Origin of the sequence: Nonomuraea sp. NPDC049141 (genome assembly GCF_040648415.1) — a bacterium.
GTDB lineage: Bacteria > Actinomycetota > Actinomycetes > Streptosporangiales > Streptosporangiaceae > Nonomuraea.
In genome coordinates, this window is sequence record NZ_JBEZDR010000005.1 from 272,069 (window position 1) to 298,176 (window position 26,108).

26 protein-coding genes are annotated in these 26,108 nt (G+C 70.1%); 7 read left to right on the plus strand and 19 right to left on the minus strand.

The features are described from left to right. Nucleotides 1-383: 383 nt before the first annotated feature. The 3 genes from AB0B91_RS17315 to AB0B91_RS17325 all read right to left on the minus strand — a co-directional run bounded on the left by AB0B91_RS17315 (nucleotide 384) and on the right by AB0B91_RS17325 (nucleotide 2,014). Entirely contained in the window at nucleotides 384-758 is a 375-nt protein-coding gene (locus AB0B91_RS17315; protein WP_358319929.1) for a hypothetical protein, read from the minus strand. Between the two features lie 420 nt (nucleotides 759-1,178). Beyond that, nucleotides 1,179-1,772 carry a TetR/AcrR family transcriptional regulator gene (locus tag AB0B91_RS17320; RefSeq protein ID WP_358319933.1) on the minus strand — a complete coding sequence of 198 codons (594 nt, stop codon included), beginning with the start codon at nucleotides 1,770-1,772 and terminating at the stop codon, nucleotides 1,179-1,181. Beyond that, complete coding sequence (locus AB0B91_RS17325) at nucleotides 1,769-2,014, minus strand: hypothetical protein (protein WP_358319935.1); 246 nt, start codon at nucleotides 2,012-2,014, stop codon at nucleotides 1,769-1,771. The genes AB0B91_RS17320 and AB0B91_RS17325 overlap by 4 nt, the downstream gene beginning before the upstream one ends. A gap of 157 nt (nucleotides 2,015-2,171) precedes the next feature. On the opposite strand from AB0B91_RS17325, the gene rph reads away from it, so the two are divergent. Next, nucleotides 2,172-4,799, plus strand: a complete 2,628-nt coding sequence (gene rph, locus AB0B91_RS17330; protein WP_358319937.1) for a rifamycin-inactivating phosphotransferase — start codon at nucleotides 2,172-2,174, stop codon at nucleotides 4,797-4,799. 12 nt (nucleotides 4,800-4,811) lie between these two features. Here the strand turns inward: rph and AB0B91_RS17335 are convergent, their stop codons facing one another. Then, nucleotides 4,812-5,777 carry a YihY/virulence factor BrkB family protein gene (locus tag AB0B91_RS17335; protein WP_358319940.1) on the minus strand — a complete coding sequence of 322 codons (966 nt, stop codon included), beginning with the start codon at nucleotides 5,775-5,777 and terminating at the stop codon, nucleotides 4,812-4,814. Nucleotides 5,778-5,869: 92 nt separating this feature from the next. Here AB0B91_RS17335 and AB0B91_RS17340 point away from each other — a divergent pair, with 92 nt between their 5' ends. Then, nucleotides 5,870-6,499: a helix-turn-helix domain-containing protein gene (locus AB0B91_RS17340; RefSeq protein ID WP_358319943.1), complete on the plus strand. Its 630-nt coding sequence runs from the start codon at nucleotides 5,870-5,872 to the stop codon at nucleotides 6,497-6,499. Here AB0B91_RS17340 and AB0B91_RS17345 read toward each other — a convergent pair. Next, entirely contained in the window at nucleotides 6,487-7,785 is a 1,299-nt protein-coding gene (locus AB0B91_RS17345; RefSeq protein ID WP_358319946.1) for a M28 family peptidase, read from the minus strand. The genes AB0B91_RS17340 and AB0B91_RS17345 overlap by 13 nt on opposite strands. A gap of 76 nt (nucleotides 7,786-7,861) precedes the next feature. Here AB0B91_RS17345 and AB0B91_RS17350 point away from each other — a divergent pair, with 76 nt between their 5' ends. Continuing rightward, nucleotides 7,862-8,689 (plus strand): alpha/beta hydrolase, encoded by an 828-nt coding sequence (locus tag AB0B91_RS17350; protein ID WP_358319948.1) that lies wholly within the window; start codon nucleotides 7,862-7,864, stop codon nucleotides 8,687-8,689. Here AB0B91_RS17350 and AB0B91_RS17355 read toward each other — a convergent pair. The 10 genes from AB0B91_RS17355 to AB0B91_RS17400 form a co-directional block, all read right to left on the minus strand. Further along, the gene (locus AB0B91_RS17355; RefSeq protein ID WP_358319951.1) at nucleotides 8,686-9,630 is read right to left on the minus strand and encodes a hypothetical protein; all 945 of its coding nucleotides are present in this window, start codon (nucleotides 9,628-9,630) and stop codon (nucleotides 8,686-8,688) included. The genes AB0B91_RS17350 and AB0B91_RS17355 overlap by 4 nt on opposite strands. Then, nucleotides 9,627-10,844, minus strand: a complete 1,218-nt coding sequence (locus AB0B91_RS17360) for an FAD-dependent oxidoreductase (protein ID WP_358319954.1) — start codon at nucleotides 10,842-10,844, stop codon at nucleotides 9,627-9,629. Before AB0B91_RS17360 ends, AB0B91_RS17355 begins: the two co-directional genes overlap by 4 nt. Continuing rightward, on the minus strand, nucleotides 10,841-11,533 hold the full coding sequence (locus tag AB0B91_RS17365; protein WP_358319956.1) for an SDR family oxidoreductase: 693 nt from the start codon (nucleotides 11,531-11,533) through the stop codon (nucleotides 10,841-10,843). Before AB0B91_RS17365 ends, AB0B91_RS17360 begins: the two co-directional genes overlap by 4 nt. After that, nucleotides 11,530-12,294 (minus strand): SIS domain-containing protein, encoded by a 765-nt coding sequence (locus tag AB0B91_RS17370; RefSeq protein WP_358319959.1) that lies wholly within the window; start codon nucleotides 12,292-12,294, stop codon nucleotides 11,530-11,532. Before AB0B91_RS17370 ends, AB0B91_RS17365 begins: the two co-directional genes overlap by 4 nt. Then, complete coding sequence (locus AB0B91_RS17375; RefSeq protein ID WP_358319961.1) at nucleotides 12,291-13,145, minus strand: ROK family protein; 855 nt, start codon at nucleotides 13,143-13,145, stop codon at nucleotides 12,291-12,293. The genes AB0B91_RS17370 and AB0B91_RS17375 overlap by 4 nt, the downstream gene beginning before the upstream one ends. Beyond that, the gene (locus AB0B91_RS17380; protein WP_358319964.1) at nucleotides 13,142-15,313 is read right to left on the minus strand and encodes a hypothetical protein; all 2,172 of its coding nucleotides are present in this window, start codon (nucleotides 15,311-15,313) and stop codon (nucleotides 13,142-13,144) included. Before AB0B91_RS17380 ends, AB0B91_RS17375 begins: the two co-directional genes overlap by 4 nt. Beyond that, on the minus strand, nucleotides 15,310-16,110 hold the full coding sequence (locus AB0B91_RS17385) for a carbohydrate ABC transporter permease (protein WP_358319965.1): 801 nt from the start codon (nucleotides 16,108-16,110) through the stop codon (nucleotides 15,310-15,312). Before AB0B91_RS17385 ends, AB0B91_RS17380 begins: the two co-directional genes overlap by 4 nt. After that, complete coding sequence (locus AB0B91_RS17390) at nucleotides 16,107-17,018, minus strand: sugar ABC transporter permease (protein WP_358319968.1); 912 nt, start codon at nucleotides 17,016-17,018, stop codon at nucleotides 16,107-16,109. Before AB0B91_RS17390 ends, AB0B91_RS17385 begins: the two co-directional genes overlap by 4 nt. 2 nt (nucleotides 17,019-17,020) lie before the next feature. Continuing rightward, entirely contained in the window at nucleotides 17,021-18,307 is a 1,287-nt protein-coding gene (locus AB0B91_RS17395) for an extracellular solute-binding protein (protein ID WP_358319970.1), read from the minus strand. A gap of 75 nt (nucleotides 18,308-18,382) precedes the next feature. Then, entirely contained in the window at nucleotides 18,383-19,150 is a 768-nt protein-coding gene (locus AB0B91_RS17400) for a GntR family transcriptional regulator (RefSeq protein WP_358319973.1), read from the minus strand. A 109-nt stretch (nucleotides 19,151-19,259) separates the two neighbouring features. On the opposite strand from AB0B91_RS17400, the gene AB0B91_RS17405 reads away from it, so the two are divergent. The 3 genes from AB0B91_RS17405 to AB0B91_RS17415 all read left to right on the plus strand — a co-directional run bounded on the left by AB0B91_RS17405 (nucleotide 19,260) and on the right by AB0B91_RS17415 (nucleotide 22,626). After that, nucleotides 19,260-20,633, plus strand: a complete 1,374-nt coding sequence (locus AB0B91_RS17405) for an FG-GAP-like repeat-containing protein (RefSeq protein WP_358319976.1) — start codon at nucleotides 19,260-19,262, stop codon at nucleotides 20,631-20,633. Between the two features lie 115 nt (nucleotides 20,634-20,748). Continuing rightward, on the plus strand, nucleotides 20,749-21,912 hold the full coding sequence (locus AB0B91_RS17410) for a histidinol-phosphate transaminase (RefSeq protein ID WP_358319979.1): 1,164 nt from the start codon (nucleotides 20,749-20,751) through the stop codon (nucleotides 21,910-21,912). Nucleotides 21,913-22,026: 114 nt separating this feature from the next. Further along, nucleotides 22,027-22,626, plus strand: coding sequence for a DUF305 domain-containing protein (locus AB0B91_RS17415; protein WP_358319980.1), 600 nt, complete (start codon nucleotides 22,027-22,029; stop codon nucleotides 22,624-22,626). 9 nt (nucleotides 22,627-22,635) lie between these two features. On the opposite strand, the gene AB0B91_RS17420 is transcribed toward AB0B91_RS17415, so the two are convergent. From AB0B91_RS17420 to AB0B91_RS17430, 3 genes are read right to left on the minus strand one after another with little or no spacing between them, the layout of a single operon-like run. Further along, on the minus strand, nucleotides 22,636-23,226 hold the full coding sequence (locus tag AB0B91_RS17420) for a TetR/AcrR family transcriptional regulator (RefSeq protein WP_358319983.1): 591 nt from the start codon (nucleotides 23,224-23,226) through the stop codon (nucleotides 22,636-22,638). A 48-nt stretch (nucleotides 23,227-23,274) separates the two neighbouring features. After that, entirely contained in the window at nucleotides 23,275-23,718 is a 444-nt protein-coding gene (locus tag AB0B91_RS17425; protein ID WP_358319984.1) for a protein-tyrosine phosphatase family protein, read from the minus strand. A gap of 16 nt (nucleotides 23,719-23,734) precedes the next feature. Then, the gene (locus tag AB0B91_RS17430; protein ID WP_358319987.1) at nucleotides 23,735-24,049 is read right to left on the minus strand and encodes a cupin domain-containing protein; all 315 of its coding nucleotides are present in this window, start codon (nucleotides 24,047-24,049) and stop codon (nucleotides 23,735-23,737) included. A 71-nt stretch (nucleotides 24,050-24,120) separates the two neighbouring features. On the opposite strand from AB0B91_RS17430, the gene AB0B91_RS17435 reads away from it, so the two are divergent. Further along, nucleotides 24,121-25,170 (plus strand): helix-turn-helix domain-containing protein, encoded by a 1,050-nt coding sequence (locus tag AB0B91_RS17435; protein ID WP_358319990.1) that lies wholly within the window; start codon nucleotides 24,121-24,123, stop codon nucleotides 25,168-25,170. A gap of 23 nt (nucleotides 25,171-25,193) precedes the next feature. Here AB0B91_RS17435 and AB0B91_RS17440 read toward each other — a convergent pair whose 3' ends face one another. Continuing rightward, nucleotides 25,194-26,066, minus strand: a complete 873-nt coding sequence (locus AB0B91_RS17440; protein ID WP_358319993.1) for an AfsR/SARP family transcriptional regulator — start codon at nucleotides 26,064-26,066, stop codon at nucleotides 25,194-25,196. Nucleotides 26,067-26,108: the final 42 nt, after the last annotated feature.

Sequence of the window (26,108 nt, forward strand, 5' to 3'; positions counted from 1 at the left end):
AAGCCTCCGGCGGAGGCTCCGCTCAATCGATCTTCCGGAGCCACTCAAGAGCGCCGAACACCTCAGTTTCGCTGCCGACCAACTCCGGCGCCTCCTTGCAAGACGCTGCTCGTTTTCTACCGGAGATGTACTGGACGAAGCCGAATTGGCCAATCGTCGGGGAGCGCGAGGGGCTGGCAAGCCCCTCGCCCGGGGCGAAGCCCCCAATAAGAGCGCCCGAGCGGAGCGAGGACCATGCTTTTGTGGGGGCATGGGGGGCGCTGAGCCCCCCATAAAACACAGCCTGACCTCCGTAGCGCGAAGCGCCCAAAGGGAGGTCCTTGCTTGTGGGGGTATTTACCAGCGGAACTTAAGGTCGGTTGACCATCGGGGTGGGGGCAGCGCTAGCAATCGCTCACTTCTCTTTGCACCTGCTTCTCCTTTGCGCCGAAGGCCTTGAAGTCGTTGCTGACGTCCAGTTTGCCGTCGACGATGCCCTGCAGCGTGGCCTGGTCGCCATACTTCATCATCGCGCCGACCATGCAGTCGAGGGTCGAAGCCGGGAGATCCTTGGTCTCCGGCGCCTTCTTCGTCATGGCGTCGATCAGGGCTGCCTTGTCGACGGGCTTGGCGTCGGCACTACCTGCGGTGTCGGCACTACCTGCGGTGTCGGCACTGCTTGCGGTGTCGGCACTGCCTCCGCAGGCAGAAGCTGTCGAGACCAGGGCAACGGTCGTTAAGACCATCACGGCGGAACGGGCGACTCTCGAAATATCCATGAGAAACCTTCGGATCAGAGGGAGAACATCGATTAACCACTTTGCGTGCCCGACGCTCCGAACATATGGCAATGCTCGACCGGCCCTCGAACGCGCATGGGCGCGGGAGCGGTCACACCGAAGCTTTGCTCGGCGAAAATAATCTGCCGATGATCTTAATGCCTTGCGTTTATGGCAGCAACTTGCGCGGCTCGTTTTCTACCGCCGAGATGCTGGACAGATAGTGGACGAAGCCGAATCGGCTGACCGCTGGGGAGCGCGAGGGGCTGGCAAGCCCCTCGCCCGGGGCGAAGCCCCCAATAAGAGCGCCCGCGCGGAGCGAGGACCATGCTTTTGTGGGGGCATGGGGGCGCAGCCCCCCATTGAACACAGCCCGACCTTCCGTAGCGCGAAGCGCCCAAAGAGGGAGGCCCTTGCCTGTCAGGGGTGGTAGCCGACCTGCTGGAGTACGGCCGTGAGGTACGCCTTGACGTCGTCCGCGCTCGTCGAGTCCGGGTAGGCGCCGAGATGGTGCAGTATCGCGCCGGTCAGCACCTGCTGGATGATGTTCAGGTCCCTGTCAGGCGGTAGTTGGCCGTTGTCGCGGGCCCGGCTCAGTGTCGCGAGTTCGGCCGAGGCGCGGGGGCCGCTGCGGGAGTTGCGGTACGTCTGGAGCAGCTCGGGATAGTCGTCCACCGCGCCATAAAGCCGGCGGAGCATGCAGCGGTTGCGGGGCATGCTCAGATAGGTAGCCCAGTCGGTCAGCATCCGGTCGATGTCCGGCCAGTCGAGGATCTCCGACTCGGGCGCCTGGTGGACCGACTCGATGGCCTGGATCAGCAGTGAGGTCTTGTCGGGAAATCTCCGGTAGACGGTGGCCCGGGTCACGCCGGCCCGCTGGGCGACCTGCTCGATGCTGGTGAGCACGGCGCCTCGTTCGATCAGCAGGTCCAGCGCGGCGGCGAGGATGGCCGCGTCCACCTCCTGGCTGCGCGGCCGACCGGCCGGCCGCTGCGAGGCTGCGGTGCCGGTCATGTCGACCACTCGGGGAGAGTCACCACGCTCATCCCGTCAGCGCCGATGAACGCGCCGGCGAAAATGCTCGCGAAGACGCGGGGCAAGCGGCCGGCGAAAGCGCCGACGAAGGTGCCGGGCAAGCGGCGAGCGAAGATGGCGGGCCAGCGGCCGGCGAAGGGCCCGGCGTACGGGCCGGGTGAGGCGCCAGCGAACGTACCGGCGAAGGTGCGGACGAAGGCGCCGGCGAAGGGGCGCGACACGGCCGCATTCTAGCCGCACGTCGCCGGACCGGCCCGAGCGGCGAACCGGGGTGATCGAAGGGCATGGGGCCTCCTGCGGTTTGATTTCAATACAGTACTGTACTGTATTGCTAGTAGCTCGTAGCCCTCCGTACGAGAGGGCAGATGGGATTCAGCGATGAGCGCCTACGTACTCGGCTTCCACGAGATCGACAAAACCCAGCTCCCCCAGGTCGGCGGGAAGGGCGCCAACCTCGGCGGACTGTCCGGCATCGACGGTGTTCGCGTGCCTGACGGGTTCTGCGTGACCACTGCGGCGTATCGGGCAGTCGTGGAGCAGGACCCCACGGTCAGCGCGCTCATCGACGGGCTGGCCGGCCTGCGGGCCGACGACCGCCCGGCCATCGCCGCCGCCTGCACCCGCCTTCGCGCCGCGATCGAGGCCCTGGCCGTGCCGGCGGAGATCGAACGCGACATCGTCACCCACCTGGCTGAGCTCGGCGACGTCCCCTGCGCCGTACGGTCGAGCGCCACCGCCGAGGACCTGCCGTCGAGCTCCTTCGCCGGCCAGCAGGACACCTACCTGAACGTCCGGGGGCCCGGGTCGGTCGTCCACAACGTCAGGCGGTGCTGGGCTTCGCTGTTCACCGACCGCGCGGTGGCGTACCGCATCAGGAGCGGCTTCGACCACCGCGCGGTCCAGGTGTCGGTGGTCGTGCAGCGGATGGTCTTCCCCGAGGCGGCGGGCATCATGTTCACCGCCGACCCCGTCACGTCCAACCGCCGGGTGGTCTCGATCGACGCGGGCTACGGCCTGGGTGAGGCACTGGTGTCCGGTCTGGTCAACGCCGACACCTACCGGGTCAAGGCGGGACGGATCATCGACAAGGTGGTCTCCACGCAGACGATGGAGCTGCGTGCCTCGGCGGGCGGCGGCACGGAGGAGCGGCCGGTGGAGGCCGCGCGGCAGAACGCGCAGACCCTGGCCGACGAGCAGATTCTCCAGCTGGAGACCCTCGGGCGGCGGATCGAGGCCCACTTCGGCCGGCCGCAGGACATCGAGTGGGGGCTGTCCGACGGCGTGTTCCACGTGCTGCAGAGCCGTCCCATCACCACGCTGTACCCCGTTCCCGTCTCGCACGACGGCAAGAACCACGTCTACATCTCGTACGGGCACCGGCAGATGATGACCGACGCGTTCACCCCGCTCGGCCTGTCGTTCTTCCTCCTGCTGGACGAGTGGCTCGGCCGGCCGAAGATGGACGTGGCCGGGAACCGGTTCTACAAGGACATGTCCAACGAGCTCTCGTCGACGTGGGCAAGGCCGGTCACGCTCAAGAGCCTCGGCCAGGTCGACGTGCTGATGGCCAACGCCCTGCGGACCGTGCTGAGCAGGAAGGACTTCGTCCAGTCCCTGGCTCACGGCAAGACGTCGGTGATGAACTTCGGCAAAGGCGGCCCGCTGCCGATGGCCCGCCAGTACCTCAAGCTCTCCCGCGAGGACGATCCCCGCGTCGTCCCGGAGCTCATCGCACAGAACGAGGCGTCGGTGGCGCGGCTCCGGGAGGCGATCGCCGGCAAGTCCGGTGACGAGGTGTTCGCGTTCATCATCGAGGACCACCGCGAGCTGACCGACATCATGTTCGAGCCGCGGAGCGTGGCCGCGGCGTTCCTCGGCATCCAGTCGGTGAACTGGGTCAACAAGCACATGAACGCCTGGCTGGGCGTCAAGAACGCCGCCGACGCCGTCGGTCAATCGGCTGACCACAACGTCGTGGCGGCGATGGGACTCGACCTGCTGTACGTGTCCGACGTGGTGCGGCGGTACCCGGACGTCATCGACTACCTCGGCGAAGGTGAAGCCGAGCGCGACACGTTCTTCAGCGGGCTCTCCGAACGGGACGGCGGCGACGTCGTACGCCCCGTCATCGAGGAGTACCTGCTCAAGTACGGCATGCACTGCCAGGGGGACATCGACCTCACCAGGACACGATGGAGCGAGGACCCGACGCTGCTCGTCCCGCTCATCCTCGGCAACATCAAGAACTTCGCGCCCGGCGAGCGCGAACGCAGGATCGAGCAGGGGCGCGCGGAGGCCGAGCGTACGATGGCCGACCTTCTGGCCAAGCTGCCGAGCAAGCGGAAGGCGAAGAAGGCGGCGCGGCAGATGAGCCTGATGCGCCACTTCATCGGCTACCGGGAGTACTCCAAGCACGCGTGCCTGCAGCGGTACGGCCTGTACAAGCAGGCGCTCATGGGCGAGGCCAGGAAGCTGGTGGCCCAGGGAGTGATCAAGGACCCGGAGGACGTGTACTTCCTGTCTCTGGAGGAGTTCAGAGAGGTGGTCAACACCGGGCGGCTGGACTACACCGTGATCACCGAGCGGCGGGAGGCGCACGAGTCGTACCAGAAGCTGACCCCGCCGCGGGTGATCACCTCGGAGGGTGAGGTGATCAACGGCGAGTACGACGCGGGCAACCGGCCGGAGGGGGCGCTGGCGGGCATCCCGGTGTCGTCGGGCGTCGTGGAGGGGCGTGCGCGGGTCGTCCTGAGCATGGAGGACGCCGAGGTGGAAGAGGGCGACATCCTGGTCACGGTGTTCACCGACCCGAGCTGGTCGGCGCTGTTCGTCTCGGTGAAGGGGGTGGTCATAGAGGTCGGCGGCGTGATGACGCACGGCGCGGTGATCGCCCGGGAGTATGGGCTGCCGGCGGTCGTCGGCGTGCGGGGCGCCACCGAGCGCATCCACGACGGCCAGCTCATCCGGGTGAACGGCAGCGAGGGCTATGTGGAGGTGCTGTCCTGACGGAAGCGAAGGCTACGTCGAGGGGTTGTCCTGATCGTCCGGCCGGTCCATCTTCCTGGTGTCGCGCGGTTCGACGTACGGCTCCCGTTCGGGAGACTGGCCGGCCTCGATGGCGCGTTCGCGGGCGAGCTCGGCGTCGAACTCCACGCCGAGCAGCACCGCGATGTTGGTGATCCACAGCCAGACCAGGAAGACGATGACACCGGCCAGCGCGGCGTAGGTCTTGCTGTAGGACGCGAAGTGCGCCACATAGAAGCCGAACACGGCGGACGCGATGACCCACACCGTGACGGCCAGCAGGCTGCCGGGGGTGATCCACCGGAACCCGGGGTGCACAACGTTGGGCGCCGCCCAGTACAGCAGGGCCAGCACCAGCGTCACGACGACGACCAGGATCGGCCACTTGGCGATGCCCCACACGGTCAGGGCGGTCTGGCCGATGCCGAGGAACCGGCCCGCCTGGTCGGCGAGCCCGCCGGTGAACACGACGGCGACCGCGCCGACCGCCATCAGGAGCACCAGCACGGTGGTGATGGCCAGGCGCAGCGGCAAGGTCTTCCAGACAGGGCGGCCTTCCGGCATCTCGTACACGACGTTCGAGGCCCGGATGAAGGCTCCCACGTAGCCGGAGGCCGACCACAGGGCGATGGCGACACTCATGACGGTGGCGAAACCCGCGGCGCTCCGGCCGTTCTGCAAGGACTGCAGGACGGTGTCGATGATCTGCCGCGCGGGCCCCGGAGCCATGGCGCCCAGGTTGTCCACCAGCGGCTGGGTCGCCGACTGGCCGAACACCCCGAGCAGCGAGACGACCACCAGCAGCGCCGGGAAGATCGACAGGACCGCGTAGTAGGTGAGCGCCGCCGCCCAGTCGGTGAGATTGTCGTCGCCGAATTCCTTGACGGTCCGCTTGAGCACATCCCGCCAGGAGCGCTCGGGCAGCTCCGTCGGGCCTTCGGCCACCTCCGCCTGTGTCACGGGGCTGCGGCTACCCTCGCCCTCCGGCCCTATACCTACGTATAGTAGACTTCCTGGTCAAGTAGTGGGCTACACAATTCGGCGGTGACAGTGTGACGATCGGACCCGACCCCGAAGACCTCACCGCCCGTGCCCGGATCAGAGACGCGGCACTGCGGCACTTCGGTGAGCACGGGTTCGAGCGGGCCACGATCCGGGGCATCGCCGAGACCGCCGGAGTGTCATCCGGGCTGGTCCGCCACCATTTCGGCTCCAAAGAGGCGCTGCGCGATGCCTGCGACGACTACCTCGCCAAGCTGGTCCGCCGGCTCAACGACCAGGTCCGGGCCGACACCCTACCGAGTGACGTCAACTATGTGGCCGTCGCCAGGGCCACCTTCGGGCCGTACCAACAGTATGTGGCGCGGGCCCTGTCCGAGGGTCGGGCCGCGACCGTCTTCGACGAGCTCGTGCGGCTGAGCGAGGAGTGGATCGTGGAGTACGACAGGAGCCGGCCCGATCCCCCTCAGGTGCCCCGCAAGGCCCGGGCGGCGGTGGTCACCGCCATGGCGCTGTCGGTATCCGTCCTCCACCAGCACATCTCGCGGGCCATGGGCGTCGAGGTGTACAGCCCGGAGGGCGACCGTCTGCTCGCCCAGACCCTGATCGACATCTACTCGCACCCCATGCTCAGCCTGGAGGACGCCGCGAAGTACCAGGAAGCCCTCGATCACCAGCGCTGAGGCGACCACCCGGCGGTCCCGGCCACGATGCGTACGGCAGCGCGGGCCAGCGGCTCCAGCCCCGCCACATCGACCTTGTCGAGGGTGTCCGCCGAGTCGAACAGGTACATCGGCGCCGACAGGAAGTGCACGAGCGGCACGCCCTCAGGATGGAAGAACGCCCCGTCGGTGGGCGGCATGGGCGAGAACGCGTCGGGCGGCAGCACGAAGGACCGGCGCAGTCCCTCCGTCTCCAGCGTCTCGGCGACCAGCTTCTCCAGCTGCGGCAGCTGGCTGGTGAACCACCACCTGACCTCGGGATCCGCGGTGGGGACGAGCGCACCGTCCACGCCTTCGCAGCGCAGCGCGGCGTGTTCGAGATGCATTTGGAGCACCACGTCGGCCAGCAGCGGGCGGTGGCGTTCGATGAACGCCCTCGTGCCCGCCGCGTGCGCCATGTGCCCGGAGGTGAACAGGAACACCAGGTTGTGCGGCCGGGCCGAGGCGGGCACCTGAGACCAGTGGCGCGCGGCGGCCAGGACCAGCGCGACGCCGGAGGCGTCCTCGACGGCCGACGCCCACGGCCCGTCGTGGTGGGAGGCGACGATGACCGTGTGCGGCGAGTCGGCGGGCAGCGTGGCGACCACGTTGTACGTGGTCACGGTGTCGGTGACCGACTGGGCGACCAGCTCGCCCATGCAGGGCAGCCGGTCCAGGAGCCGCCGGCCATCGCTCCCCGACAGCCACAGACCGGGAATCGGCCGCTCGACCGCGTCATAGGGCACGTAGTAGTCGCGTGTCTCCCATGGCAGCCCGGTCAGCGCCCCGATGAAGCCGGCCGCGCCCGCCTCCAGTGCGGGCTCGACGACCTCCATCATCCGGGGTCCGAACGGGATGGTCTGGACGAGCGTCTCGAAGACGCCCTCCGGGTCGTAGGCCGAGGTCGCCAGCGTGCTGACGTACGACTGCGGCAGCTCGGTGAAGGCCAGCTCGTCCACCGCGATGTCGCCGGGCCGCGCGTCGGCGAGCGGCACGACCCTGGCGCGCAGGCCGTCGGTCGGCGCGGTGTGCGGGAGCGGGAACCCGGCCAGCTCCGTGCCGTCGTCGAGCCGCAGCACCCCGGTGCCGGGCTGCCAGCGGGGCACCTCCACCGGTTCCAGCGCGACCTCCAGCCCGAATTCGGTCAGCCGCTCGGCCAGCCACCGCTCGGTCCACCCGTCGGCCGGATAGCCCGGCCGGCGGATGCCCCGCGACACGACGGTCTCGATCCAGCCGAGCATCTCGGCGGCGGAAGGCACGTGCTCCATGAGCCTGATCCAACCATTGACAGCGGTCCTTTGTGAAGCGACAGTTTCGGTCATCCGTACAACTTGTGGAGGCCGTATGAAGCTTCTCGTGGCCGTCGTGGTGCTCATGCTGGGGGTCGTGGCCAGACCGGCCCAGGCCGCGGACACCATCGAGGCGCATTACAAGGTCGCCGGTCCTTGGGCGGTCGCGACCGCCGACGCGCCGGGCTACAAGCTCTACTACCCGGCCGATTTAGGCGCCGGGGGTGTCAAGCATCCGATCATCACCTGGGGCAACGGCACGGGCGCCGTGCCCACGCAGTATCCCGGGCTGCTCAACCAGCTCGCCTCCTGGGGCTTCGCCGTGGTCGCCTCGACCGACACCACGACCGGCACCGGATCCGAGATGATCGCCGCCGCCCAGTACCTGATCGCCAGGAACACCGACAGCTCCAGCGTCTTCTACGGCAAGCTCGACGTGACGAAGGTCGGCGCGGTCGGCCACTCCCAGGGCGCCGGCGGCGCGGTGAACACCGCCACCAAGTCCGGCGGCCTGATCGACACCGTCATCCCCATCGCGCTGCCCGCGCCGATCTGGGTGAGTTCGGGAGACAAGTTCTACGTCGACCAGCTCACCTGCCCGGTGCTGTTCGTCAGCGGCGCCAACGACACCCTCATCTCCCCCAACTCGGCCCTCCAGACGTACTACGGCCAGGTCCCTGGCGCGGCGGCGAAGGCGCAGCTCAAGGGCGCCGACCACAACACGATCCAGGGCACGGGCGGCGGCTTCCTCGGTTACGTGACGGCCTGGCTGATGTACCAGCTCCAGGGCGACACCTACGCCAGGGGCGCCTTCGCCGGCACCACCCCGGAACTCAACACCAACACGAACTGGCAGAACCAGGTCGAGAAGAACCTGCCCTAGCGGCGCAGTGCGAAGGCGGCGCGCGGGTTGCCGGTCAGCGCCGCCTTGGCCACCTCACCCAGCCCCGCGGCCTCCAGCCGCGGCACGAACCGCTCCAGAAGGTACGGCAGGCCGGGCCCGCCACCCAGACTCGGCCAGTACGATCTGCGCGCCAGATCCATCCCGAACAGCACCCGATCCCCCAGCCCGTGCTCGGCGAGCTCGGCGACGAGCGCGACGATGTCACTGTCCGGGCCGTACTTGATACGTCCGGGCCGATCAAAGGCCAGATATGCCCCTCTCTCCGCCAATGAGACGAGATATCCGGCATCGGGATTGTGGTCGATGTGCCCGAGCACGACCCGATCGGCCGCCACCCCTTCGGCGGCCAGCGCGTCGAGCAGCTCGTGCCCCATCGTGCCCTTGTCGCAATGGGTGACGACCGGCACCCCGCTCCGCCGCGCGGCAGCGGCCACCGCGCTGATCAGCCGCGCCACCCCGCGCCCGAACGCGTGGTACCCGGTGGCGATCTTGATGGCCCCCGCGCGGGCCGACGACCGCCGCACCAGCGGCCCCACCAGCCCGTACTCGTCCATGCCCAGCTCGATCTCCGTCACGAGCAGCTCGGTGATCTCGTCGACCGAGTAGTGGTGCAGCCAGTGGGCGTCGCTGTAGTAACCGCTCTTGTGGAACCCGGTCACCGCGATCACGTGCAGCCCGGTCCGCTCCGCCAGCTCCTTCATCAGCGACGGGCTGCGGCCGAAGCCGAGCGGCGTCATCTCGACCACCGCGGACAGGCCGAGCCGCTGCGCCTCCGTCACCTCCACGACGGCGGCGTCCAGGGAGTCGAGCCGGTAGTCCGGCTCGTTGCGCACCGGCCAGTCACCGGTCATGAACAGGTGCTCGTGCGCGTAGGTGATGCCGAGCTCCTCGACGTCCCCCAGCACGGTCCGGACCGTCACAGCAGCGCTCCTCCTTCTCGCAGCCGCTTACGCAGCAGCTCCACGTCCACCGCCGCGGGCTCCACCCCCGCCTGTACGGCCAGCGCCGCCGCCGTCCCCGCCGCCTGCCCCATCGCCATGCACTGCCCCATGGACCGGGCGGAGGCGTGGGCGTCGTGCGTGGCCGACAAAGAGCGCCCGGCCACGATCAGCCCGCCGACCTCGACCGGCAGCAGGCACCGGTACGGGATCCCGTAGGTGCCGAAATCGTGGACGTACTCCCAGCGGGTGGCGTCCCCCGAGGCGTGGTCCTCGATGGGCGCGCCGCACCGCGCGATCGTGTCGGGAAAATCCCTCCCGGCCAACACATCATCAGAAGTCAGGACATATCGTCCGACCAGGCGTCGTGACTCCCGTACGCCGATACGTACGGACGTGCTCAGCAGCACGGCCGAGCCGTACCCCGGCACCTTCGCCCGCAGGAAGCCGACGTAGTCGCGGACCTGCCGCCGCCCCACCCGCTCGGCCTCCGCGAGCTGGACCGGATCGGTCGGATCGAGGCCGGTCACCCGCGTGAGGTTGGTGTGCACGATCCCGTCATGCACGGTCCTGTGCACGGACCCCTCGCGTCGCGGCAGATCGGCGTCGGCCATCAGCGCGTGCAGCTCCGCCGTGCTGGTGGCGGACAGATCGACCCCGCCGAGCCGGAACGTGGCCGTCATCGGCTGGAGCCGCATCCCCGGGCGTTCGAGGGTGGCGCCGGCCCGCCAGGCCACCTCGGCGTCCCCGGTGGCGTCGATCACCACCCGGGCCTTGACCAGGAACCGGCCCGCCACGGTCTCCACGACGACGCCGGTGCCGGGCACGAAGTCGCAGACCCTGGCGTGCAAAAGCGCGTCCGGGACGAGCGCGTCCCAGACCAGCTTGAGCTCCTCGGGTTCGTAGGTCACCCCGGTGCCCGCGCCATAGGTGTTGGGCCGCTCGAAGGCGGCTCCGGCCTCGAAGAGCCGCTCGCACACCTCCCAGCCGACGCCGCCGACGACCCGCCGCGAGACGGGGCCGGGGGCGTAGAAGCCGTAGAAGGTGTCGAGCACCGCGGCGCCCGTACCGCCGAGGAAGCCCGCCGACTCCACCAGCAGGCACGACGCCCCGGAACGCACCGCGGCGACGGCGGCCGCGCACCCGGCGCTGCCCCCGCCCGCGACCACCACGTCGCCTTCCCACAGCACGTTCATCGCAGGTGCCACCCTCCGTCGACGGGAATGACCGCGCCCGTGGTCCGCCCGGACGACGGCGACAGCAACCAGAGCACGGCCTGCGCGACCTCCTCCGGCTCGCACGGCCCGGCACCGAGCGGCATCAGCGAGGGCAGCTTGGCCTTGACGGTCTCGGAGGTCCGGGCGCGGCGGCTCATCGGCGTGGCCACCAGCCCGGCCGAGATCAGGTTGACCCGTACGCCGTGCGGCGCCGCCTCGCGGGCCGCGGTCCTGATCAGCGGGATCAGCGCGCCCTTGGCCGAGGCGTAGGCCACGGTGCGGAAGTCGTCGTCGAGCGACGAGCCCAGCGCCGAGCCGATCACCACGATCGAGCCGCCCTTCCGCATCGCCGGGATCGCCGCGCGCAGCAGCCGGAACACCGACTCGTGGTTGACCCGGTGCACCTCGTGCCAGGCCGTGTCGGTGCACTCGACCACGCCGCCGTCGCCGAGCGACCGGCCGGACATGCCGACCGCGTGCACGACGCCGGAGATCTGCCCGTGTACGGCCGTCGCCTGGGCCAGGGCCTTCTCCGCGTGCCCCGGCGCGGTGATGTCGATCCCACCGGCCAGGTCCACGCCGAAGGCGGCCCCGCCGGTGGCCTCGACCGCCGCCACGCAGGCGCGGCCGATGCCGCCGTCCGAACCGGCCACCAGTACGGCGCTCATGGTTTCCTGAGCACGTCGGCGGCGCGGCGGGCGTGCTCAAGGTAGGCGGCCTCGAACAGCTCCTCGGAGCGCGGGCCGCCGACGAGCTTGGCGCTGGAGATGACCGGCGGGATCCAGCCGCCCGCGACGAGCAGCTCGGCCGTACGGACCTTGATCTCGTTGACCACGGAGACGGCGGCCAGCGTGCTGCCCGGACCGACCGGCTCGGCCAGCCCGTCGACGGAGCACAGCGCGTCACCGACCGGGGTGCACAGGTCGATCACCACGTCGGCGTGGTCGGCGAGCCGGGTCCCGCTGGGATGACCGGGCTCGACGGCCGTGGTCTCCCGCATCGACGTCACGGCCACCACGGGCAGCCCCGCCTTACGCAGTCCCATCGCCATCTCGATGGGCACGGCGTTCAGCCCGCTGACGCTGAACACGATGGCCGCGTCGGTCGGCCGCAGCTCGAAGTTGGCCAGGATGGCGTCGGCGAGTCCTTCGACCCGCTCGATGAACATCGCCTGCCGCATCCCGTTCGACCCGGCCACCTGGGTGTAGAAGGTGGTCGACAGGTCCACGATCGGGTGGAAGCCGGGATAGGAGCCGTAGCGGGGGAACATCTCCTCCACACCCATCCGCGAATGTCCGGTGCCGAACGTGTGCACCACACCCCCGCCGCCGATGGCTGAGGCCGCGACGTGCGCCGCCGCGGTAAGGGTCTCCTCCTGTGTCCGCTCGATCTCGCCGAGCAACTCCATCGCGCGCCGTATCCATTTCATCCAGATCTCCTCCCATAGAGCGCGGCGCCGATCGCCCCTGCCATCGGGCCGAGTACGGCAGGTAGCACCGCGATGTCCCCGATGAGCGGACGTCGCCGCTCAAGTTCCGTGTTCAGGGCGGACCGCATCAGATCGAGCGCGCCGGCGACCCCACCACCCACGACCACCGTGCTGACGCCGAAGAACGCCGCCGCGTCGCCCAGCGCGATGCCGAGCGCCCAGCCGGCTCTGGAGAGCACGCCCTGCGCCCGCCCGTCACCCGCCCTGGCGGCCTCGGCGACGGCCTCGGGCGGACCGGAGCCGAAGGCCCGCACGATGCCGGACGCGCCGGCGAACGTCTCCACGCAACCCCGGTTGCCGCAGCAGCACTCCGGTCCCCACGGGGCGACCGTGACATGCCCGATCTCGCCGAGATTGTCGCGAGGGCCGACGAGAATCCCGCCGCGCAGCGCCACCGCTCCGCCCACCCCGGTCCCGAGGACCGCGAACAGCACGTCGGGCAGCCCGCGAGCCGCCCCGAGGAGCAGCTCCGCGAGCCCGAACGCGCGGGCGTCGTTGACCACGGTCACCGGGGTCCCGGTCAGGGCGCCCAGCCGCGAGCCGACCGGATAGCCGTCCCAGTCTCCGGGCGGGTTCGGCACGAACAGCGCGGTCCCGGTCTCCCGGTCCACGTGGCCGGGCAGCCCGATCCCGATGCTCTCCACGCGCCGGGCGGCCAGCGAGGCCACGAACGCCATCGTCTCGTCGGGGTTCGGCGGCGTGGGGACGGTGCCCATGCTGACCACGTCGTCCCCGTCGAGCAGCACCCATTTGATGTACGTTCCGCCGACGTCGACCCCGAGCCGTGTCACGGCCCGATCCGCAGGACTCGCGACTCGAACCCGGCGTCATCGGGCGCCTTGGCCGGGCGGAACGGCTCGACGCCGAGCAGCCGCAGGTAGGCCAGCAACGGCTGGGAGTGGCTGTGCAGGTTGGCGACGGGGTACGCCTGCATGGCGACGCCGACCTCGGCCAGGTCCCACGTGCGGCCCGGCCGCTCGGTCTCGGGCGCCAGGTAGGCGTCGGGGCCGGACAGCGTGCCCTCCCATACGTCCGGGTAGGCAGCCGTATGGGCGGCCAGGGACATCTGGCGCCACCACTGCCAGCCCAGCTCGGGAACGTGCTCGGCGGCGGCCCAGATCAGCGTCATGTTGATCGCGTACCAGATCGTGCCGACCCCGCCGGGACCGTAGGCGCCCCGATCGGGCCAGCGCAGCCGGGCGCCCAGCGGCGAATCGGCGGCGGCGGTCCGCTCAATCGTGCGCAACAGCTCCACAGCCCGCTCGGGCGGCGCGGCACCGCTCAGAATGGCCCAAGGCTGCACTTCCAGCCACATGTCAGACTCTCCGACGACCGCTCCGGGGCCGTACGCGCGGCGGTACCACCGCCCGTTCCACTCGCCCGCCACCAGGTCGCGCAGCTCCTCGCCGAGCTTGCGGGCCTCGGCCGCGGTCGCGTCGTCGCCGAGCCGCTCGGCCAGGATCGCGTAACGCGGCAGGACCCAGGCGGCCATGGCCGAGTTCAGGACCGATTCGCCGTGCGAGATCATCACCTCGCGGTCCACTCCGCTCTCGGTGATGGCCATGTCGTTCCAGTCGGCGTTCAGGATCCGCAGGTGGCCGTGCTCTCCCCGGCCCACCACGTCGGTGAGGAACCTGAACTGCCGGCGCAGGTGCTCGCCGAGCGGCACCGGCGCGGCCCCATGGACCGGGTGGTACGGCGCGGCGTCGGCGAAGGCCGCCAGGTCGCCCGTCGCGCTCAGGTATTCGGCCGCCAGCCACAGGGCCCACAGGTTCTGGTCCGAGGGGCGGAACAGGTCGGTCCATGGCCGCTTGTCCGGTCCGAGCGCATAAGGCAGGTCGCCGTCGGGGCCGCCCCAGGCGCAGGTGTTGCGCAGCACGGACAGGGCCAGGTCCGGCTCGATGTACACCAGCGGGAGCGCGTGCTGGAGCGGGTCGCGGGCGGCGCCGTTGAAGCCGTGCCGGAAGGAGTAGCACGAGCCCTGGTCGAGGGTGTGCCCGCCGAGCACGCCGTCGGCGCAGGCCGCGCCGGTCAGCAGCGCCGCGTGCCACGGGACCTCCCGCTCGGCCTCCGGTGCCCGCGCCGCGACCGCCTTGGGCAACCGGTCACGCAGCGCGGCGAGGCTGCCGTCGAACGCCTCCGCCGCCGTGTCCGCCCGGCCGTTCGCCTTACCGTCCGTCCAGCCGCCGGACGCCGAGGCTCCGCCGTGTGTCCCGCCGCTGGACGACGGGGCTCCGCCGTGTGTCCCGCCGCTGGACGACAGGGCTCCGCCGTGTGTCCCGCCGCTGGACGACAGGGCTCCGCCGTGTGTCCCGCTGCTGGACGGCGGGGCTGCGGTCCCGCCGTCCAGCAGGCCGTACCTCAGACCCAGCAGCCGCTCTTCGCCCGCCGCCAGATCGAGGGATATGGTCAGGCGGCCGGCCCCGGTCCTGGCCCCGCCGATGAGTTCGAGCTCCAGCCCGGGATCGTCGGCCGGCTTCGCGCCGGTGATGAGCTCGACCCGGGCGGCTCCGGGCGTCCACTCCTCGGTCAGCTCCAGTCGTACCGGCTCGTCGAGCAGGTTGCGTACGCGCAGCCGGATCAGCACCCACGGCCACTCGCCCTCAGGGCACAGCACCGTACGCTCCAGCGTCACCCGGTCATCGGCGACCCGGACGATCGCGAACGTCGGCCCGAAAATCCGCTCCGATCCCGAAATATCGGTGGAAAGGGCTCCGGCGCGGGTGACGCCCGTGCCCCGGGTCAGCCACAGCAGCCCGGTGTGCTCGTCGAAGAGGTCGCTGAGCCCGTAGTTGTCCGTGACCAACGTGATACGCCGGTTCCCGACATGGAGGAAATGCCGGCGGGTGAGCGGATCCAGGACCGGATCCCATTCGGCGCGTGGGTCACGCTCCTGGTCCATCGTGTACGCGAAGGCAGGCAGCCCGTACGCCGTGGTCCATTCCCCGAACGCGCTCATTTCCGTACCCCTCCCAGGGTCAGCCCGGCCACGTAGTAGCGCTGCAGCAGGAACATCAGCACCAGCGGCGGCACCGCCGTGATCAGGGCCGCGGTGCTGACCAGGCCGATGCTGAAGTCGTACTCCGTCTGGAGCTGGGAAAGCCCCACGGGCAGCGGCCAGAGGCCGGGATCGTTGGCCACGATGAGCGGCCACAGCAGGTTGTCCCACTGCGCGAGGAACTGCAGCAGGAAGAGCGTGAGCAGCGCGGGCCGCAACAGCGGCGCCCCGATGCGGACGAAGATCCGCAATTCGCTCGCACCGTCCACCCGCGCCGACAGCAGCAGCTCACGCGGTATCGCCAGGGCGAACTGACGGACCAGGAACACCCCGAAAGCGCTCATCATGAACGGCACGATCATGCCCTGATAGGAGTTGATCCAGCCCAGCTCCTTGACGATGAGGTACATCGGCACGAGCACCACGATCGGCGACAGCGAGAGCGTCCCCACGATGAGCGCGAACAGCACCCGGCTGCCCGGGAATCGGAGCTGCGCGAGCGCGTACCCGGCGGCCGAGGAGAAGATCACTTCGAGGACGCCGATGCCGAGCGAGAGGATCAGGCTGTTGCCCAGATAGACGGGGAAGTCACCCTGGTTGAACAGCTGCGAGACATGCGCGCCCAGCTGGGAGGCGTCGAAGCCGAACCCGCCCAGATCGGTCACGTCCGACGCGGACGAGACCGCGAACATCGCGTACACCGGCAGCAGCAGGACGGCGACGACCAGCGTCAGCAGCGTGCCGCGGACCACCTTCACCCTTCCTCGCCTCCCCTGAGCACCCTGAACTGCACCAGCGAGAGCAGAAGCATGGCCACCAGCAGCACCATCGCGATCGCCGAGGCGTAGCCCATGCGCTCGAACCCGAAGCCGGTCGCCCACAGGTAGAGCGGCAGCACCTCGGTGGCTCCGGCCGGTCCGCCCTTGGTCAGCAGGAAGGCGGGCACGAACGACTGCATCGCCCCGACCACCGCGATGACCAGCACGAACAGCAGCGTGCGGCGCAGCAACGGAAGCGTGATGCGGTAGAAGATCCGCACCGGACCGGCGCCGTCGAGCGCGGCCGCCTCGAACACACTCAGCGGCAACCCTTGCAGCCCCGCGGTCAGGATGATCACGAACAGCCCGAGGTGCTTCCAGGTCGTCATGATCACCAGGGCCCAGAGCGCGAGCCCCTCGTCGGTCAGCCACGGCTTCGGCGCCGCCCCGAACAGCCCGATCAGCGCGTTCGCCAGGCCCTTCTCGGCGAAGATCACCGACCACACCATCGAGGTGGCCACCAGCGGCATCGCCGCCGGGATCATGACCAGGCCGCGGAGGAAGGCGTTGTACCTGCCCGGCTTGCTCAGCGGCACCGCTATCGCCAGGCCGAGCACGATCGACGGGACCACCGATCCGATCGTGTAGGCGGCGGTGACGCGGGCCGAGTTCCAGAAGCCGGGGTCGCCGAGCATCCTGCGGTAGTTGTCCAGGCCGGTCCATTCGGGCGTCCCGGCCAGGTCGTAGCTGGTGAAGCTGAGATACACGGCCACGACGAACGGCACGAGCCAGAAGACCGTGAAGTAGACCGCCGCGGGCAGGGCCAGCAGGCCGCCGGTACGGGCCTCCGCCCACCGCTGGCCCTTGCCCGAGACCTGGGCGATGGGCGGCACCAGCCGTAAGGACACCGTCACAGCGTGATCCGCATCGCCTGGTCGAAGTCCGCGGCCGCCTGCTCGGGCGTCTTCTTGCCGAAGGCGACCGCGTCGGCGGCGTCGGTCAGCGACTTGGCCATCTCGTTCCACACCGGCGTCTGCGGGCCGAAGTCGGCGTGCGGGGCGGCGGCCGCCATGATGTCCAGCGCCTTCTGGTCGGCTCCCGTCAGCTTCTCCCAGCCCTTGACCGGCGTGAGCAGGCTGGCGTCCTTGAGCTGCTTGGCCGCGACGTCCTCGCGCTGGAGGTAGTCGACGAAGTGCCAGGCGGTGTACGGCAGCTTCGACTGCTTGGCCACCGCCCAGCCCCAGGTGTAGGCGGGCGCGACGGGTTGGCCGGCGTCCCAGCGCGGCATCGGGGCGATGTCGAAGACCTTGCCGAAGGTCAGCTTGGGGCTCAGCGTGGGGAACAGGTCCATCGCGAACAGCCCGGAGACCAGCATGGCCGCCTCCCCGGTGGCGAACAGCCCGAAGCCGGACAGCGGGTTCGACAGCTTCGCGTTGCCCAGGCTCCCGTAGTAACGCAGCGCCTCGACACCCGCGTCAGTGGCCAGCGTCGCCTTGCTCGCGTCGGCGCTGAGTATCCCGCCGCCCTTCCCCTTGACCAGGGCGAGCAGCTGCATCAGCGTCCACTGCGGATTGCCCAGGATCCACTGCAGGCCCACCTTCTTGCCGTCGGCCGAGGTCAGCTTCTTGCTGTACTCGGCGACCTCTTCCCAGGTCGTGGGCGGCTTGTCCGGATCCAGCCCGGCTTCAATGAACCTGTCCCGGCGGTAGTAGAGGTAGCAGATCGTGTAGTCGATGGGGACGCCGTAGACCTTGCCCTCGTACGACAGCGAGCCGATCGCGTGCGGGTCGTAGTCCTGGATCAGCGCCTTCTCATCGGCCACCCCCATGGCCTTGGGGATGATCGGGGCGAGCCGACCCTTGCGCGCGTGGCCGGGGATGGTCCAACCGCCGATCTTGAACAGGTCGGGTGGCACGTCGCCGGCGAAGGCGGTCAGCAGCTTGGCGTCGAGCTTGTCCGAGGGCACGTAGAGCGGGGTGATGTCGACGCCGCCGAACTCCTGCATGTAGCTGCGTAACAGCGGGGTGAAGACCGCGTCGTACGACTTGGTCTGGTGCAGCCAGACGGAGATCTTCCCTCGCGGCACCCCGTCGGCCGGCACGGTGGCCACCGGGTCCGAGCCGCAGGCGGCGAGCACGCCGGACGCCGTGGCCAGCGCGGCGGTTCTGAGCAGGTTGCGCCGGGTCAACATGGTCATGCTCAACCTCCGGAAGGCAGGGCTCCGCCACCGGACCGCGAGGTGGCGAGGTGTTGGGGGGTGGTGGGAGGGGGGTTACTGGCCCATCAGGGCGTTCTTGGCGTCGTTGAGCTCCACGGAGAACACGGCGAAGTCGCCGCGCGCGTGGCGGATGGTGTATTCGAGTGCGACGCCGCTCTCGGTGCAGGTGTTGCGGGCGGTCGCCAGCAGGGCGGCGGCGATGGGGACGTGCAGCAGCTCGGCGAGCCGGTAGTCGGCGTTGACCGCCCCGATGGTCTCCCTGCCGCTCGCGGGGGTCAGTCCGTACTTCATGCGCAGCAGGTCGTACAGCGAGCCGGTCAGGTCCTCGTCGAGGATGCCGGGCACCAGCTCGGCGGGCAGGTGGGCGCTCTCCAGCATGCAGGGCGCGCCCTCGATCAGCCGCAGCCGCTCGACGAAGACGACCTGCTGCTCCTCGCGCAGGCCGAGCGCCACGGCGACGTCGGCGCCGGCCGGCTGCAGATGGGCCTTGAGCACCCGCGTCGTCGGCTTGCGGCCGAGCCGCGCCATCGTCTCGGTGAAGCCGGCCGGGCGCGCCCCCAGCTCGGGGGCCACGGCCAGCGGGGCGGTGTAGGTGCCGCTGCCCTGCCTGGCCACCAGCAGGCCCTCCTGCACCAGGTCGCCGATCGCCCGGCGGGCCGTCGCCCGGCTCACGCCCGCGTAGACCATGAGGTCCTTCTCGGCGGGGATCAGCGTGTCGGGCTCGCAGTCGCGGATGACCGCCCGCAGGCGCTCGCGGAGCTGGTAGTAGAGCGGCACAGCGGCTGACGGGTCGAGACCCAGCCGGCGTTCCCAGTCGGTCATACGCTCACGTCCTAAGTTGTACGGACGACCGTATCTTTTCTGCTCGACCGGGATGGTGTCAACCACTCGTTGTGTATCGTGCTGAGATCGAGGGCCAGGTGGAGGATCTGTGTGGGCTGTCGCAAGTGCGGTGATCTGCGCGTCCCTTGTACTGACCCCTCACGGGGGCAGCGTCGTCGACTTCAACGGTGACGGCTACGAGGACTACGCGATCTCGGCCCCCTCGGGCACGGTCGGCCACACCCTTAAAGCCGGATATATCGCCATCCTGTATGGGGCGGCCACTGGTGTCGATCCCGCCCGGCGCCGGATCCTCCACCTCGACAGCTCCAACGTGCCGAACGACCCCGTGGCCGCGGACGCGTTCGGGGCCCGCACGGCCGCCGGCGACTTCAACGCCGACGGCTACACCGATCTGGCCGTCGGCTCGTACAACCCGTTCGATCTGGACCGGCGGTTCGTCACCCTGCTGTGGGGCGGCAAGGACGGGCTGGCGCTGGGCACGCCGCTGATCGACCCGCCGCGCCCCGGGGTCTCGCCGGACCTGGTCGACCGGGCCGAGGGCCAGGAGCTGGCCGCCGGGGACTTCGACGGCGACGGCAGTGACGACCTGGTCGCCACCGGCGAGAGAGGGACGGTGAACGTCTTTCACGGCCCGTTCCAGCGTGACGGCCGCCCCGCCCGCAAGGTCACCCTGGGCGGGTCCTACGAGAAGCCGACCAGGCTGGTCGCGGGCGACCTGACCGGCGACGGCAAGGACGACCTGGTCACCATGCATGCCTGGGAGGAGCGGGCCGAGCCGTCCCTGTTCTGGAAGGGCGGCCCGCAGGGCCTCGCCGGACGGCCGGTGCGACTGGACGCCGCCACCACCGCCACGGTGGGCGACATAGACGGCGATCACTACGGCGACCTGGTGATGCGCCTCGCCCCCGGCGGCTCCGTCGACACGCTCAAGAGCGACAAGGGCACCATCAAGGTCCTGTACGGCTCGGCGGACGGCCCCGGCCGTCGCAGCCGTACCCTCACCCAGGGCAGCCCCGGCGTGCCGGGGACGGGGGTGCGCGGCGACCAGTTCGGCTTCGATCTGGCCGCCGGGGACGTGGACGGCGACGGGTGCGCCGACCTCGCCGCCGGGCTGCCTGGCAAGGCCGGTGGCGGCGCCGTGCTGCTGTTCCGCGGCGGCAGGGACGGCCCGGCCGGTGCGCGGCTGTTCACGCAGGCCAGTCCGGGCGTGCCCGGGACCGCCGAGAACGGGGACAGGTTCGGCGCCTCCGTCAGCCTGCGCGACCTCAACGGCGACGGCAAGGCCGACCTTGGCGTCGGCGCCCCCGGAGAGAGCGGCACGGCCACCGGCACCGGCGCGGCCTGGGTGCTGCCCGGATCGACCGGCGGTCTGACCACCGACGGCGCCCGCTCGTTCGACCCGGCCGCTCTCCAGGCGTCCGACACGGGTTCCCACCTGGGAATGTGGTCCGCAAAGTAGGGCTGTGGGCGGGATCGTCCGGCGAGTGCGCGGGCCGAAAGGTCGTTATCGGCTGAACCGACTCCCAAAGCCACGCGTACCTACTCACGTCCGGACACGTGCCCCAGGAGGTGTCGTGGAGCTCAGCCTTTTGCGAGCGCAGGCGCACAGCCCTTCGTACTTCTCACTGCTGCGCGGATCATCGGGACAGCGTGCCCCGGTGGACTTCTGCATCCCGTGTAACCCATACTTCCCGACCCCGGAAATATTCGAGCATCTCGGGAGGAACCTGGAGACGATCCTTAAGTTCTATCCGAGCGACGCGGGCACGATCACCGCGGAGCTCTGCTCCACGCTGGGGCTTCATCCCCAGACGGTCGCCATGGGCAACGGGTCCACCGAGCTGATCACCTGGATCGACCACCTGCTGGTGAAGGAGAGCCTGGCGGTGCCGATCCCCACTTTCGGCCGCTGGACCGACCAGCCGATGGAGACCGGGAAGCGGGTCGACATGTACCCGCTGATGGAGAGCCGCAACTTCGCCCTCGACGTCAATGACTACGTCCGCTTCATCCGCATGCGCGGCTCCCGGGTGGCGGTGATCTGCAACCCCAACAACCCCGACGGGGGCTACCTGCCCAAACACGAGGTCCTGTGGCTGCTCGACCAGCTCATCGACCTGGACCTGGTGATCGTCGACGAGTCGTTCGGCGACTTCGTGGACGCCGAGCCGTACCCGGGCGTGGCCGCTGAGGCCGCGGTCCGGCCCAACGTGATCGTGCTGCGCAGCCTCGGCAAGAACTTCGGGCTGCACGGCATCCGGTTCGGCTACATGGTCGCCAACCCGGCGCTGGTCGGGAAGGTACGCGACGCGCTGCCCAAGTGGAACCTCAACTCGTTCGCCGAGGTGGTGGTGTTCATGATGAAGCAATGCATGCCCCAGTACCAGGAGAGCCTCAGGCTGCTCACCCAGGACAGAAGGGCGATGTACCACCAGCTCAGCGCGATGCCAGAGCTTTCCGTCCTGCCTTCACAGGGCAACTTCCTGCTGGTGAAGCTGCCACCCGGGCACGACGGGGTGCCGCTGCGCGACCACCTGCTCTCCGAGCACGGCGTGTACGTACGCGAGTGCGGCAACAAGCTGGGCACGACGAGCCAGTTCCTCCGGCTGGTGGTCCGCCCCCAGGAGGACGTACGGCGATTACTGGTCGGCATGACCCAGTACCTGTACTCCGGCAGCCTGCACGAGATCCCCGTCACCGGCCTGCACCATCGAGCGGTGAACCCGTTGTCGGCCTGATCCGGCTCGGCACCTACCCCCGCCCCGCCTCCGCCTCTGTGGTGCCGCGCTCGTCCACCCGGGCGCGGCACCACAGAGGCAGAGGCGGGGGCTGAGCCAACCTATTAGTTGGGAGTGACCGCGTTGCGGGTCAGAATGCGCGTGTACGCCGCCGCCACGGGCGCGTTCGCCCTGCTCACCGCGTGCGGGAGCACCGGCATGACCGGCCACGAGGGCATGTCGGGCGCCGAGCCCGTCGCCGCGACGGCGGCCAGGGCACCGTCGGCCAACGACGCCGACGTGATGTTCACGCAGATGATGATCCCGCACCACGAGCAGGCGGTGGAGATGGCCGGCCTGGCGGCGTCCCGGGTGAGCGACGTCCAGATCAAGGAGCTCGCGGCGAAGATCAAGACCGACCAGGAGCGGGAGATCGGCACCATGAAGGGCTGGCTGACCAAATGGGGCAAGCCCGAGATGTCCGGCCACATGATGCATGAGATGCCGGGCCTCTTGTCGGAGAAGGTGATGAAGCAGCTTGAGTCGGCCAAGGGCCAGAAGTTCGACAAGCTGTTCGTCGAGGGGATGATCGCGCATCACAACGGCGCGGTCGAGATGGCCCGCACCGAGCAGACCGATGGGGCCGACCCCGAGGTCAAGAAGATGGCCGCGCACATGGTGATCCACCAGCGGGGCGAGGTCGCGCTGCTCCAAGAGATCGGCCAGCGGCTCTGACCCAAGGCCTCAGGGGCACAGCAGCGAGAGCATGGTGGTGACGAGCACCCGCTCGACGTCCGCCTGCTCCAGCCGGCCGGACTCCACCTCCTGGGCGGCGCTGTGCAGCACGCCGAAGAACGTGGTCACCAGCCACGACAACGGCAGGTCGGTACGGAAGTCGCCGTCGTCCCGCCCCCGGGCGATCAGGCGCTCGATCCGCCGCAGCGGAATGTCGTGGTGCTCGCGGATCCGCTCCATGGGCAGCACCCGGTCGCCGGCCAGGAACAGCCGCCGATGCCGGTCGAGCACCTCCCAGGAAGATCGCAGCAGCGCCGCCACGGCCTCGGGCGCCGGCGGCCCGTCGATGTCGACGCCTCCCAGCGCCAGGTCGGCGATGCCGATCGCGTGATCGAGCACGGCGTCGACCAGGGCCTCCCGAGACGGGAAGTGACCGTAGAGCGTCACCCTGCCCACCCCCGCGGCCTTGGCGACGTCGGCGACGCTGGCGGCCGGGTCGGCGCCGAGCAGCCGCATGCCCGCTTCGAGGATCGCCGCGATGTTGCGCTCGGCGTCGGCACGACGTGCTGGAACGGGCTCCCGGGCCACGCTCTTCACCATGCCGTCCAGCCTACCGACGGGACGGGCAGAGCCATCACTCCGTGGGGTTCAGCCCACCGGAAAGCGGGCGACCCAGCCGCGTTGCCACGGGGTCTCGACCGACCGCCGATGGTGGTTCTGCCGCGCCCAGGTGATCGCCTCGGCCGGGGACAGCCCGGAGAGCACGGCCAGGCAGGCTAGGACGGTGCCGGTGCGGCCGACCCCATGGCCGCAGGCCACCTCGACCCGCTCACCGGCGCGGGCCTGCTCGTACAGCGCGCGGATCCGCCGGACGGCGTCGTCACGATCGCGGGGCAGGAGGAAGTCCGGCCAGTCGATCCAGTCGTGCGGCCAGGACAGCCCGGCCCCACCCTTCCTGCGCAGCCCCGAGGAGCCCAGATACAGGCCGTAGTCGGGAGCGGGCCCCGTAGGAGGCTCGTTCAGCAGGCCACGGCCGCGGACCCAGGTCCCGTCGGGGAGAGAGATCGCACCCGTCAACTGTGAGTCGGTCATGTCCCCATTCTGGCGCTCAGTTGGTCAGGAGGTTGATGCCCAGCATGCTCGCTCCCGTCTCGGTCCGCGGCTGGTGCCGGCTGCCCGCGGCGAACACCACGTAGGTCCCCGCTCCGTACCGTGTCTCGCCCTCGATCACCTCACCGCTGAGCACGTAGTAACGCTCCTCCCCCTCGTGTACGTCGACCTCGGGCCACTGCGTGCCGGGGGCGAAGTCGATGAGCCAGCCCCTAGCCCCCTCGGTCGCGGTGAGGCGCCTCCTGACGATGCCGGGCGCCACTTCCACCGGTACGACGTCATCGATGTGCACTGCCTGCGCTTCTGGTTCCATGCCGCCATCCTGGCGAGCCCGACCGGCGCCCACCCAGTGCCAGAAAAGACGTCATGGAGTACTTTTCTGCCATGTCGTCAGAGCATCGGGTCGTCGCGCTGGCCAGCCCGCCGCTGGCGACATTCGAGCTGAGCTGCGCCGCCGAGGTGTTCGCCACCGTACGGCCGGGCCTCGCTCGCCACTACGACTTCCGCGTCTGCGCCGAGACTCCGGGACCGGTGCCCACCCTGGCCGGTTACTCGATCACGGTCACCGAGGGTCTGACCGCGCTGGAGCACGCCGACACGGTCGTCATCCCGGGCTGGCAGACCCGCACGGCCCCGGCCGCCGTGCTGTCCGCGCTCCGCCGGGCGTACACGCGTGGCGCGCGGATCGCCGCCATCTGCTCGGGCGCGTTCGTCCTGGCGCAGGCCGGGCTGCTCGACGGACGGCGGGCCACCACCCACTGGCGGCTGGCAGCCGAGCTCGCCGAACGCTTCCCCGCCGTCACCGTCGATTCCGACGTCCTGTATGTGGACCACGGCGACGTGGCCACCAGCGCCGGCACCAGCGCGGGGATCGACCTGTGCCTGCATCTCGTCCGGGCCGACCACGGGGCCGCGTACGCCGCGAAGGTGGCCCGCCACATGGTCATGCCGCCGCACCGGGAGGGCGGGCAGCTCCAGTACGCCATCGCGCCATCGCGGGCCCGGGTGCCCGACTCGCTCGCCCCCTTGCTGGCCTGGGCCGCGGAGCGGCTCGGCGAACCGCTGACCGTCGACGACCTGGCGGCCCGCGCCGGGGTGTCGGCCCGGACGCTGGCCCGGATGTTCGCCGCCCAGCTCGGCACCAGTCCCGGTCAGTGGGTGCTCGCGCAGCGGATCGCCGGGGCGCGAGCGCTGCTGGAGGAGACGGACCTGTCCGTGGACGCGATCGCCGCCCGGGTGGGCCTCTCCTCAGCCACCAACCTCCGCCGCCGCTTCCATGACGTCCTGCGCACCACCCCCGCCGCCTACCGGCGCGCCTTCCACCTGCGCACCCGGACAGAGCCCCGGACCGCCTTCGACCTGCGCGCCGGAACCGAGCCCCGGGCCGCTCCGCAATCCGGCCAGACACGCGAGGAACTTCAGCCGTCCGGCTGAGCCTGCCCTGGGGCTGGTTCGCGTCAGGAAGGGTGCGGATGGCCCCGGCCGTGTCCACGGGGACGTCGGCGGATCTGCCTCCCCCCGCAGCGCTCGAGATCACCGGGGCTACCGGAGTGGCCGGCGGGGCTCCGCGTCAGGTACGCGGGCGATGCAGACAGGTCCAGGGCCGGATCCTGTCTCAGCACCGCGATCTCCAGCTCCCGCAACTGCTGGCTGGGGTGGATGCCCAGCTCGTCGGCCAGGGTGCGCCGCAGCCGTTGGTAAACGGCCAGCGCCTCACTCTGCCGACCGGCCCGGTACAGCGCGAGCACCAGCTGCGCGTGGACCTGTTCGTGCAGCGGATGCTGCCTGCTCAGTGCTGTCAGCTCGGGGACGAGCTGGAGATCCTGCCCGAGGGCCAGCCGGGCGTCGATGAGGGCGTGCCGCGCCTCCAGCAGCAGCTGGTCCAGCCGCTCGGCCTGTGCGTCGAACCAGGCCAGCCCGGCCAGTTCGGCCAGCGGCGAACCCCGCCACAACGCCACCGCGGCCGCCAGCCGGGCGGCCCGCGCGGCCGGGGCCGCGGACTCCATTCCCTGCCGGATGAGGCGCTCAGCGGTCTGGACGTCGGTGGCCTCCGAATCGTCGAGGTCCAGCAGATAGCCGGGCCTGCGGGCCGTGATCGCCTCCCGGCGGTTCAGCACGCCGCGCAGGTAGGAGACATGGGACTGCACCGTGGTGGCGGCCGAGGCCGGTGCCGCCGTACCCCAGACCGCCTCGACCAGCTGATCGACACCGACCACGGCGCCCGGCCGCAGCGCCAGCGCGGCGAGCACAGCCGTGCGGCGGAGCCCCCGCACCGGTCGAGGGATGTCATCGACCAGGACGTCAACCGGTCCCAGCAGCCTCACCAGCATCCCGATCCCCCTTCTCCCGTCGTGTGATACCCCGTTCCAGCC